Below are 11,384 nucleotides of genomic sequence, written 5' to 3'. Positions count from 1 at the left end.
CCACTTGACGAATCGTATTATTATGAAACAGACGCATTCGTCCTGTTTCGAAAGAACACCCCTTGATGCTCAGGTCCGCCGCATCTCCTGGGTTCTTGGGGTCAGTCGGTCGACAGCATTCTTATCGGTTTCCTCGTACCGTGAGTGTCTGTCGGCCGGCTCCTTCCATAGCGTTCCACGACCAATCGGAAGGAATCCACCTCAATAGGCCTAACGGGTCGAATCAAACCCGCTACGGCAGACCGACTTCAGAAACAACTTGAACATCGTCAGGCAACTATCGGGTAAACATCAAAAAGCCGGACGCGTGCACGTCCGGCTCGAAACGCTTTCCGATGATGAGAAGCGTTGTTACTTGATCTTGGCTTCACGAAATTCGACGTGCTTCTTGGCAACCGGATCGTATTTCCGCTTCACCATTTTTTCCGTCATGGTCCGGCTGTTTTTCTTGGCAACGTAGAAGAAACCGGTATCCGCCGTGGACTGCAGCTTGATCTTGATGGTCGTGGCCTTCGCCATGGTCTTGCTTTCCGACTGTTAGAGAAATTGCAAACGCGCCAAAGGGCGCGTCATTCGCCCGCCGACAAATCTGCGCGGACCAATAAAGATCGGAGCGGTAAAGTCAAGCACAGGCGTCATATCCGCTCCAGAACCATCTCTCCATGGCGCTCGAAATGGACCGGGACGGGCATCGAACCGCGCAGATCGGGGTCTGCCTCCAACCGTTCGGCCAGATGGGCGACGATGATGCGGGTGATGCCCGGCAGTTTATCGCTGGCCAAAGCTTCGCCTAGAGGCATCCAGACAAGATCGGACAGTTCCTGGGTCGGACCGCCCTCCGGCAGTTCGTGGGCGACCGCTTCGTCACGCCAGCAGGTGAAAAAGCGTGTGTCGAAGCGCCGGACCCGGCCGGGAGGGGTGATCGCGCGGGCGACGAAGCGCAGCCTGGAAAGGTCCGGCATCACGTTATGCTCGCCAAAGGCTTCCCAGCCGGATGGAAACCGGGCAACCGTCTGTTCCGGCGCGCCGATCATCAGTCCGGCTTCTTCGTAGCTTTCGCGAACGGCCGACAGGGCCGTCGCCATTGCGCGCCGCGCCGAAAAACGCTTGGCCGTGCTGCTTGTCAGTTTTTCCAGATCGTCCGAGCGCAATTGCTGGGCCTTGCCGATGGTCACCCGCGAATCGCAGGGATCGGTGCGCCCGCCGGGAAACACATATCGATTGGCCATGAAGGCATGTTTGCCGTGGCGCTTGCCGACAAGCACGCGAACCTCGCCTTTGGACCGGTCGAGAATGAGCAGAGTGCCGGCATCGCGAGGGCGAAGGCTCGGGCCCTTGCCCCGGCGCATATCGGCAGGATCGTCCCCGCGTGGATCTTTCGGCGCGCCTTTGGGCAGTTGCGACGTAAAATCCGTCAAGAACCGCTCCTTGGATCGGCTGGGTGATCGTCAATCATATCGGGTTCGCCACCGAAGCCATGCATGTAGAGCGCCCATTGCAGCCCGACGACCGCACCCTTGATTGGCGGCAGCATGGCGATCACCGACAGGATGGTCACGACGCTCCACACGACCATGTGCGTCACCATCGACCAGTCGACAATCGCTTCGGCGCCCATATAGGCCCCGACAACGATATGGCCGACGATGAAGACCACGAGATAGGCCGGCAGATCGTCCGCGCGATGATGAAAGATCGATTCGTCGCAGTGTTCGCAGCGATCCACAGTCTTGACGTAGCTTGCAAAGAGCTTGCCTTCGCCACAACTGGGGCACCGCATTGCCGCACCGCGCAGCATGGCCCTGCCGAGCGGGCGGTCCGGACGGCCCGTATGGTTTTCGCCCCCATAGTGGGAGATGTTGTTGTCGGTCACCGCTTGCCTCCACTTCGGCCCTTGCGGACCTTTCTGTTTCCTGTGCCGCTCTTGCCTTTGGCGTTGGCCGCACGGATGCGTCTTTGGCCGGCCCGCGCTTTGCTGCGGGAAGGGCCGATACCATCCAGTTTATGGGGTTCGCTTTGCATTTCGAGCAAAATAGATCCTGCAAGCGGCTGAACCTCCAGCAGCTTGATCTCTACAGGATCACCGATGCGCCAGCCAAGCCCCGTCTCGTCGCCGATTAGTGCGAAAGCCGATTCATCGTAATGGTAGTACTCATGGCCCAGCGATGAGATGGGCACGAAGCCATCGGCGCCGAATTGATCGAGCTGGACGAACAGACCACTCTTTGTCACGCCGGTAATCCGGCCATCGAACCGCTCGCCGATCCGTTCGGCCAGGAAGCCGGCGGTCAGACGGTCGACGGTCTCCCGTTCGGCGACCATGGCGCGGCGCTCGGTGCCGGAAATCAAAGCGGCGATGTCGTCGAGACGCTCCTGCTTTTCGTCGGACAGGCCGTCATCGCCGAGGCCGAGCGCCGAAATCAGCGCGCGGTGCACGATGAGGTCGGCATAGCGGCGGATGGGTGAGGTGAAATGCGCGTAGCGCGCAAGCGACAGGCCGAAATGACCCAGATTGTAAGGGCTGTAGACGGCTTGGCTCTGTGTGCGCAGCACGATCTCCGAGGCCATTGCCTCGTAGGGTCCGCCGCGACTCCGCTCCAGAATGCCATTGAAGGCGCTGGAGTTGAGCGCCGGCCCGCGCTGCAACGACTGGCCGATGGACTTCAGAAACTCACGCAGCACCTCCTGCTTTGCGAGCGAGGGCTCGTCGTGCACCCTGTAGATCAGTGGATGCTTCTTGCGCTCCAGCGTTTCGGCGGCGCAGACATTGGCCTGGATCATGAACTCTTCGATCAGCCGGTGTGCATCGAGCCGTGGCGGCACCTCGATTCGGTCGATCGTACCGTCCTCTTTAAGGCGGATCTTGCGTTCCGGCAGGTCCAGTTCGAGCGGCCCGCGGCTTTTGCGTCCCTGTGACAGAACGCGATAGGCCGCCCAGAGCGGCTCCAGAACGGTGGTCAGAAGCGGCGCGGTCTTGTCGTCCGGCGCGCCGTCGATTGCGGTCTGCGCATCCTCATAGGCCAGTTTCGCCGGCGAGCGCATCAGCACGCGATGGAAGGAATGGCGGATTTTCCGCCCGCCCGAATCGAATGTCATGCGAACGGCGAGGGCAGGGCGGTCTTCGCCTTCGCGCAGCGAACACAGATCGTTGGAGATGCGCTCCGGCAGCATCGGCACCACCCGATCCGGAAAATAGACCGAATTGCCACGCTTCAGCGCTTCGCGATCCATGGCCGAGCCGGGCCGGACATAGGCGGCGACATCGGCGATGGCGACGGTCACGATCTGTCCGCCGGGGTTCCTTTCGTCCGTATCGGGTTCGGCGAAGACCGCATCGTCGTGATCCTTGGCGTCGGCGGGATCGATGGTGATGAGCGGCACATCGCGCCAATCCTCGCGGCCCTTGGCCGAGACCGGTTCGGCCTTCTTCGCCTCCGCCAGCACATCGTCCGGGAAGACGTGCGGAATGCCATGGGCGTGGATGGCGATGGCGGAAATCGCGCGCTCGGTGCCGAGCTGTCCGATCACCTCTTCGACCGACCCTGTGGCGAGGCCACGTCGATTGCCACGGTTCGGAGACACTTCGACCAGATCGCCGGGCTTCGCCCCGGAAAGCCCGCCTTCCGAAAGAACCAATTCATCCTGCCGCCGCTCCACCGGCTCGAGCCGGAAGGAACCATCCTGCAACCGGCGGACGACGCCCAGAACACGCCCTTCCGCCCTGTCGAAAATCTTGATGATCCGCGCGGTGTAGGACACGCCCTCCTCGCCCTTGGCGGGAAAGATTTTCGCCAGCGCCTCATCGCCGATGCCGGGCGGGCGGCGCTCATCCTTGCGCAGCTTGACGGCGATGGCGGGTGGGAAACCGTCGGCGTCCTGATCCCAGTTGCGAGGCCGCGCCATCAGACCGCCATCGGCGTCGCGACCGATGATGACGATCGGCGTGACAGGCGGCAGTTGTCCCGGTATCCGCATTTTCCGCCCTTCGGCGTCCAGCAAGCCCTCATCGGCCATTTCGTGTAGCAGATCGCGCAGAACCGCCCGCTCGGCACCCTTGATCCCGAAATGCCGGGCGATCTCGCGCCGGCTCGCTGCGTGCGGATTGTCTTTCAGATAGGCGAGAATGGTGTCGCGATCCGGCACGGCCTTCACCCGTTTCGACGAAACACTTTGGCCCTTGCTCTTCGCCATCAGACCTCTTTCGCCGTGGCGGCGGTCTTCTTTTTGACGGGAGCCTTCTTCTTCGCAGGCGCCTTCTTTTTGGCGGGCGATTTCTTGGCAGCAGTCTTTTTGCCGCCGCCCTTTTCGATCTTCGCCGCGATCAGCTGAAGCGCGTCCTCCACCGTCACGCTCGCCGGGTCCTTGCCCTTCGGCAGGGTGGCGTTGACCTTGCCCCAATTGACGTAAGGCCCGTAGCGCCCGTCGCGTACGGTCATCGCGCCGCCATCGGGGTGGTCGCCCAGTTCCTTGAGCGCCGCGGCCTTGGCCCGTCCGCGTCCGCCATTCTTCGCCTTCTCGGCGATCACCGTGACCGCCCGATTGATGCCGATGGAGAAGACATCCTCCACCGTTTCCAGATTGGCATATTTGCCATCATGCAGCAGGAACGGTCCGTAGCGCCCGATCCCGGCGGAGATCATCTTTCCGCTTTCGGGATGCTGGCCCACATCGCGCGGCAGATTGACGAGCGCCAGCGCTTTTTCATGGTCGATATCTTCGACTGCCCAGCCTTTCGGGATCGAGCCGCGTTTGGCCTCCTTGCCTTCTCCGCGCTGGACATAGGGCCCAAAGCGCCCGGAGCGTAATGTGATCTCTTCGCCGGTATGCGGATCGGTGCCCAGAACCTTCGGCCCGTCATCGAGGCCGGCGGCCGCGCCATCGCCTTCCGGCGGGCCGTCGAGCTGGCGGGTGAAGCTGCAATCGGGATAGTTCGAGCAGCCGACGAAGGCGCCGAACTTGCCGAGCTTGAGCGACAATTCGCCATTGCCGCATTTCGGGCAGGTCCGTGGATTGCTGCCATCGCCCCGATCGGGAAATGCGACGGTCGCCAGCTCGTCGTTCAGCCGGTCGAGCACGTCGGAGACGCGCAGCTCTTTCGTATCGTCGACATGGGACGAGAAGTCGCGCCAGAAGCGCGCCAGCACCTCTTTCCAGGACGCCTTACCGTCGGAGATCTGGTCGAGCTCCTGTTCCAGCCCGGCGGTGAAATCATATTCGACATATTTGTCGAAGAAGTTTTCCAGAAAGGCCGTGACGATGCGTCCGCGCGATTCCGGCACCAGCTTACGGCTTTCGACCTTGACGTAATTGCGATCCTGCAGGGTTTGGAGTGTCGCGGCATAGGTCGAAGGGCGGCCGATACCGAGCTCTTCCATCTTCTTGATGAGGCTGGCCTCGGAATAGCGCGGCGGCGGCTCGGTGGTCGATTTGGTGACCTCGATCGCCTTGCGTTCGGCGTCTTCGTTAGCGCGGATTTCCGGCAGACGGCGATCGTCGTTCTCATCGTCGCCTTTATCGTCTTCATCGCGCTGATCGGTATAGGCGGCGAGAAAGCCGTCGAAACGGATGACCTGGCCATTGGCGCGCAACGTGGCCGGCGCACCGCCGCCGGAGGCAATCAGTTCCACCGTGGTGCGCTCGAGGTCGGCGGCGGCCATCTGGCTGGCGATGGCCCGCTTCCAGACCAGATCGTAGAGCCTGAACTGGTCGGGATCGAGGAAGCGCTTCACGCTGGCCGGCGTGCGCGTGAAGTCGGTCGGGCGGATCGCTTCGTGCGCCTCCTGGGCGTTCTTGGCCTTGGTGGAATAATGGCGCGGCTTTTCCGGCACGTAGCGCTCGCCGAACTCCGCGCCGATGGCCGAGCGCGCATCGCTGACGGCTTCCGGCGCCATCTGCACGCCATCCGTTCGCATATAGGTAATCAGACCGGCTGTCTCGCCACCGATGTCGACGCCCTCATAGAGGCGCTGGGCGACCTGCATGGTGCGCGAGGCGCCGAACCCCATGCGCGACGAGGCGGCCTGCTGAAGCGTCGATGTCGTGAAGGGCGGTCCGGGATTGCGCTTGCCGGGTTTCGCCTCGACGCTTTCAACGCGGAACGCCGACTGGTTTAGGACGGTCTCGATCCGCTTGGCGTGATCTTCGTCCCTGATGTCGAGCTTGTTGGTCCGCTTGCCGTCGAATGTCGTCAGACGCGCCGAGAAGCTGTCGCCGCGCGGTGTCAGGAAGGTGCCGGCCACCATCCAGTAATCTTCGCGAATAAAGCGCTCGATTTCCGCTTCGCGGCTGCAAACGAGACGCAGCGCGACGGACTGGACCCGCCCCGCCGAACGGCTGCCGGGCAGCTTGCGCCAGAGCACCGGCGACAGCGTGAAGCCAAACAGATAATCGAGCGCTCGGCGCGCCAGATAGGCATTGACCAGATCGTCGTCGATCCGGCGTGGATTGGCCATCGCCTCCAGCACGCTTTTCTTGGTGATGGCATTGAAGACGACGCGGCTGACCGGCTTGTCCTTCAGCGCGCGCTTCTTGTTGAGCACGTCCAGCACATGCCAGGAAATGGCCTCGCCCTCGCGGTCGGGGTCGGTTGCGAGGATCAAATTGTCGGCATCCTTCAATGCCTTGGCGATTTCCGTCAGCCGCTTGTTGGATGCACTGTCGACCTGCCAGCTCATGGCAAAGTCTTCGTCGGGACGAACCGAACCATCCTTGGGCGGCAGATCCCGTACATGGCCATAAGAGGCCAGGACCTTGTAGCCCTTACCCAGATATTTGTTGATGGTTTTGGCCTTGGCAGGCGATTCGACGACGACGACGTCCATGAAACTTCCAATGTTGGGGCACCGCCATGCGATGCGAGTGGCGCTTCACATGGCGGGACGAACGCATTGGGTCAAGTGCGCCGCACACGCTCGACAAGTTTCAAGTTTCTGCAAAACGAACCGTCCGCATCTCCAAGGCAGCCCGGAGCGGGCCCGAAAAGACATATCTCCGACGCGGTAGGAAATTTTTCTTTACAATCTAAAGGGGTGTAATAATAAATATGCAACCATAAGCCAGTCGAGATAGAGGAGCCGTCATGGCGAGCCAGAATAGCAGGACAGAGACGCTCGATTACATCCAGACGATGCTCCGCGAACTGTATACGCTAGCGCAGGCCGAAAGGTATGACATTTTGGCTTACATGATCGAGATGTCCTACATTGAATGCAGCGACGTTCTACGTGGCGAGCGGCCCGGCCGGCTGACCGGAAAGAAGGATACGAAATTGGGTGATCTTCCCATCTCTATTCGGCGCCATCTAAGCTGACGCGTGGTCAACGATTGGCGCCTATTCGTCCGGCAGGCGTTGAACGCGATTCCCAGGTAGCCGTTGAATACGGCCGGCAAGGTCGAGTTCCAGTAGGTTTGCCAGCACTGCTGAAGCGGGCAAACCCGTATGGCGAATGAGTTCGTCGATCTCGACGGGCGAAAAGTCCAGCACATCGATAATCCGCTCGCGCTCGTCCTCATTCGGCTCATATGCAGGTTGTTCCGGCTCGTCTGCCGCGAGCGAGGAATCGCTGTCCAGAACGCTTTGTTGGGGTCTAAGATCCTCGACGATGTCAGCCGCGCACGTGACCAGCGTCGCACCCTCGCGGATCAACCTGTTGCTGCCCTCGCTTCGCGGGTCGAGCGGGGAGCCGGGCACGGCGAAGACGTCGCGTCCGAGTTCGCCGGCCAGCCGCGCCGAAATCAGCGAGCCGGACCTTTTTGCCGCTTCGATGACAACGAGGCCGAGGCCGAGTGCGGCGACGATTCGGTTGCGCCGCGGGAAATCGCGTGCCGTTGCCCGCCATCCAAGGGGCATTTCGCTGACGATTGCGCCGCACTGTTCGACGATCGCCTCCATGAGCGGGATATTCTCCTGCGGATAGGGCTGATCCAGTCCGCCAGCGAGAACCGCGACCGTGCCGAAGGGTAGAGCGGCCTGGTGCGCGGCGGCGTCGATCCCGCGCGCCAGTCCGGAGACCGTGCCATAGCCGGCTTCGCCGAGTTCGGCAGCGATCTTGCGCGCCATCTTGGTTCCGGTGATCGAGGCGTTTCGCGCACCGACAATCCCGACCAGCGACGTTTCGAAAACCTTGGCGGAGCCCGAAAGGCACAGAATGGGCGGCGGCAATTCCGTGCGTGAGAGAATGAAGGGATAGTCCGGCTCGCCAATGGCGACAAAGCGGAAGCCGAGCCGTTCCGCGGTCTCCAGTTCGCGTTGAACCTCGCTCTCATCGGCAATGCGCGGCAGTTTCTTCGCGCCGCCACGTGCCGCCAGTTCAGGCAGGGCCGCAAGGGCCAGCTCCGCCGAGCCGTATCGGTTGATCAGGGCGCGGAAACTCGCTGGACCGACATTCTCGCTGCGGATCAGGCGCAGCCAGGCAAACCGCTGCCGGGCCGAAAGGCGCGGTCGTTCCCTGGAAGCCTCCTCAACCCGCCGCTTCACGCTTCTGCCCCATACGCGGTTCGGTGCCGTCCAGTAGGCGGCGGATATTGGCGTGATGCTTGGCGTAAACGATGAGGCTCATCAGAAGAAAGAACCACGCGATCGGCCCGTAACCGAAAAGAAGAAGAACGATGGGCACGGCCAGCGTGGCGATCAGCGCGGAGAGGGAGGAAATACGTGTAACGACCGCGCAGCCGACCCATGCTGCGACAAAGACGAGAAAGCCTGGCCAGGCCAGTCCCAGCAGAACGCCCAGATAGGTCGCAACGCCCTTGCCGCCCTTGAATCCGAGCCAGACCGGATAGAGATGGCCGAGAAACGCGCCGAGCCCGGCGCCCATGGCCGGGTAAGGCCCCATGGCGTTTTGGCGGCCCCACCAGAGCGCGAGGAGGACGGGCAGGGTGCCCTTCAGCGCGTCGGCCAGAAGGGTCAGCGCCGCGAGGCCCTTATTGCCGGTCCGAAGGACATTGGTCATGCCGATATTGCCCGAACCGATGGCGCGAATATCGCCGAGCCCCGCCATCCGGGTAAAAAGGAGACCGAATGGCACCGACCCGCAGAGATAGCCGCCGGCCAGGGCCAAAAGGGTCATCGCCAGCGTCTCGACCGATAGTTCCATCTTGACCCTCCCTCCTTCCTGCCGACTACTTGTTCAGTTCGAAGACGGTCTTCCCCGATACGATGGTTCTGACAACCCGCCCGCTCATCTTTGCATTCTCAAAACAGCTATTGCGCGAATGCGAGCGCAAATCCTTGTCCGAGACCTCCCAGGGCGCGTCAAGGTCGATGACGGCGATATCGGCCTTGGCACCCGGCTTCAGCGTGCCATAGGGCAGGCCGAACAGACTTGCTGGCGCGCTCGTCACCACTTCGATGGCGCGCATCAGGGTGAGCGTGCCGTCATGAACGCGGCGCAGAAGGGCCGCCAGAAGTGTTTCCAGGCCGATCGCGCCGGGCGCGGCTTCGGCGAATGGCAGACGCTTCGTATCGACGTCCTGCGGATCGTGGCTGGAGACCACAATATCGATGGTGCCGTCGGCGATCGCATTGGCCATCGCGTGGCGGTCCAGCTCGTCGCGCAGGGGCGGCGAAAGCCGGTAGAAGGTGCGGTAGCCCTGAACGTCGTTCTCGTTCAATGACAGATGATTGATCGAGACGCCAGCGGTCACTTTCTGGCCGTTGTCCTTGGCTCGGCGCACCGCATCGGCGCTCATCATGCAGGAGATCTTGGCGGCATGATAACGCGCGCCGGTCAGGCCCGCCAGCGCCAGGTCGCGCTGCAGTGGAATGAGTTCGGCCTCGCGCGGAATGCCGGGCAGGCCCATCAGCGTGGCCAGTTTGCCTTCGTTCATGACGCCGCCAGCGGCAAGCGCTCGGTCCTGCGTTTCCGAAACGATCAGCGAGTCGAAATCGCGCGCGTAACTCATGGCGCGACGCATTACGACCGGGTTGTCGAGCGTGTTGCGACCGTCGGTGAAAGCAACGGCTCCCGCTTCGCGCAGAAGGCCGAATTCGGTCATCTCCTGACCGCGCAAACCTCTGGTAATGGCGGCGGACGGATGGATGCGGACGCGAGATGTGGCGCGTGCGGTACGCAGCACATACTCCACCAGCGATGGCTCATCCATGACCGGGCTGGTATCGGGCATCATGACGAGCGAAGTAACGCCGCCTGCCGCCGCTGCTTCGGAAGCGGAGCGGATCGTTTCGCGATATTCGTAGCCTGGCTCGCCGATGAAAACGCGGCCGTCGACCAATCCCGGCGCGATGATATGTCCCCTGCATTCGACAATCTCCGCACCCTCCGGCGCGCCCTGGTTGAGAACGTCGGGGCCGGCCGCGACGATATTATCACCTTCGATCAGCACCGCGCCCATTGCGTCGATTCCGCGTGATGGATCGACCACCCGGCCGCGGGTCAGAAGAAGGGCGCTCATGTCGCACCCTCTTCATTGTGGGAAGGGGCGGCAAGGAGTTCGAGGACGGCCATGCGTACCGCCACGCCCATCTCGACCTGTTCCTCGATCACGCTCTGGGGGGCGTCCGCCATCAGGCTGGCGATCTCAACGCCGCGATTCATCGGGCCGGGATGCATGACGATGGCGTCGTCCTTGGCAAACGCGAGCTTCTTGGTGTCGAGGCCGAAATAGCGGAAATATTCGCGCTCGCTCGGCACGAAGGCGCCCGCCATGCGCTCGCGCTGCAGACGCAGCATCATAACGACATCGGCATTGGCGATCCCGTCTTCCAACCGGTGAAAGACTTCGACGCCGAATTCCTCGACCCCGGCCGGCATGAGCGTCGATGGGCCGACAAGGCGGATGCGGGCACCCATTTTGCCGAGAAGAAAGATGTCGGACCGCGCCACGCGGCTGTGGAGCACATCGCCGCAGATGGCGACGGTCAGGCCTTGCAATCTGCCCTTGTGCCGGCGGATCGTCAGCGCGTCGAGCAGCGCCTGGGTCGGGTGCTCATGCTGGCCGTCGCCGGCATTGACGACCGCGCAGTCGACCTTCTGCGCCAAGAGGTCCGCCGCGCCCGAGCTGCCGTGGCGGATCACCAGAATGTCCGGCCGCATGGCATTCAGCGTCATGGCGGTGTCGATCAGCGTTTCGCCCTTCTTCACCGAGGACGCGGCGACGCTCATATTCATCACATCGGCGCCGAGACGCTTTCCGGCCAGCTCGAACGAGGCCTGGGTTCGCGTCGATGCTTCGAAGAACAGGTTGATCTGGGTGCGCCCACGGAGCGATGACGTTTTCTTGTCCGGCCGGCGCGAAACTTCGACCGCTTTCTCAGCCCGGTTCAGCAGAAATTCGATATCCTGCTCGGAAAGATTACGAATGCCGAGCAGATGACGCGATGAAAAGGAGTGCGGGCCGACCACCATGGCTGTGTCTGATAGCGG

The 11,384-nt window shown here is 62.2% G+C and carries 10 protein-coding genes; 1 reads left to right on the top strand and 9 read right to left on the bottom strand.

Features of this window, described 5'->3' with window-relative positions; all coding sequences use genetic code 11:
• Positions 1 to 351 precede the first annotated feature (351 nt).
• The 5 genes from rpmG to topA form a co-directional block, all read right to left on the bottom strand.
• Positions 352 to 519 (bottom strand): 50S ribosomal protein L33, encoded by a 168-nt coding sequence (gene rpmG, locus B7H23_RS13745; RefSeq protein ID WP_094078020.1) that lies wholly within the window; start codon positions 517 to 519, stop codon positions 352 to 354.
• Between the two features lie 116 nt (positions 520 to 635).
• Positions 636 to 1,418 (bottom strand): NUDIX hydrolase, encoded by a 783-nt coding sequence (locus B7H23_RS13740; RefSeq protein ID WP_240535115.1) that lies wholly within the window; start codon positions 1,416 to 1,418, stop codon positions 636 to 638.
• On the bottom strand, positions 1,415 to 1,873 hold the full coding sequence (locus B7H23_RS13735; RefSeq protein ID WP_240535114.1) for a DUF983 domain-containing protein: 459 nt from the start codon (positions 1,871 to 1,873) through the stop codon (positions 1,415 to 1,417). The genes B7H23_RS13740 and B7H23_RS13735 overlap by 4 nt, the downstream gene beginning before the upstream one ends.
• On the bottom strand, positions 1,870 to 4,191 hold the full coding sequence (rnr, locus tag B7H23_RS13730; protein WP_094078019.1) for a ribonuclease R: 2,322 nt from the start codon (positions 4,189 to 4,191) through the stop codon (positions 1,870 to 1,872). The genes B7H23_RS13735 and rnr overlap by 4 nt, the downstream gene beginning before the upstream one ends.
• Positions 4,191 to 6,821 (bottom strand): type I DNA topoisomerase, encoded by a 2,631-nt coding sequence (gene topA, locus B7H23_RS13725; RefSeq protein ID WP_094078018.1) that lies wholly within the window; start codon positions 6,819 to 6,821, stop codon positions 4,191 to 4,193. Before topA ends, rnr begins: the two co-directional genes overlap by 1 nt.
• Before the next feature lie 257 nt (positions 6,822 to 7,078).
• On the opposite strand from topA, the gene B7H23_RS13720 reads away from it, so the two are divergent.
• Complete coding sequence (locus tag B7H23_RS13720) at positions 7,079 to 7,309, top strand: hypothetical protein (protein WP_094078017.1); 231 nt, start codon at positions 7,079 to 7,081, stop codon at positions 7,307 to 7,309.
• 21 nt (positions 7,310 to 7,330) lie between these two features.
• Here B7H23_RS13720 and dprA read toward each other — a convergent pair whose 3' ends face one another.
• From dprA to B7H23_RS13700, 4 genes are read right to left on the bottom strand one after another with little or no spacing between them, the layout of a single operon-like run.
• The gene (dprA, locus tag B7H23_RS13715; RefSeq protein ID WP_094078016.1) at positions 7,331 to 8,476 is read right to left on the bottom strand and encodes a DNA-processing protein DprA; all 1,146 of its coding nucleotides are present in this window, start codon (positions 8,474 to 8,476) and stop codon (positions 7,331 to 7,333) included.
• A complete protein-coding gene (gene plsY, locus B7H23_RS13710) occupies positions 8,460 to 9,095 on the bottom strand; it encodes a glycerol-3-phosphate 1-O-acyltransferase PlsY (protein ID WP_094078015.1) in 636 nt (211 codons plus the stop codon). Before plsY ends, dprA begins: the two co-directional genes overlap by 17 nt.
• Before the next feature lie 25 nt (positions 9,096 to 9,120).
• Entirely contained in the window at positions 9,121 to 10,413 is a 1,293-nt protein-coding gene (locus B7H23_RS13705) for a dihydroorotase (RefSeq protein ID WP_094078014.1), read from the bottom strand.
• Positions 10,410 to 11,366, bottom strand: a complete 957-nt coding sequence (locus B7H23_RS13700; protein WP_094078013.1) for an aspartate carbamoyltransferase catalytic subunit — start codon at positions 11,364 to 11,366, stop codon at positions 10,410 to 10,412. Before B7H23_RS13700 ends, B7H23_RS13705 begins: the two co-directional genes overlap by 4 nt.
• Positions 11,367 to 11,384 lie beyond the last annotated feature (18 nt).

Origin of the sequence: Notoacmeibacter marinus (genome assembly GCF_002238045.1) — a bacterium.
GTDB lineage: Bacteria > Pseudomonadota > Alphaproteobacteria > Rhizobiales > Rhizobiaceae > Notoacmeibacter > Notoacmeibacter marinus.
This window is presented reverse-complemented; position numbering and strand designations above follow the sequence as displayed.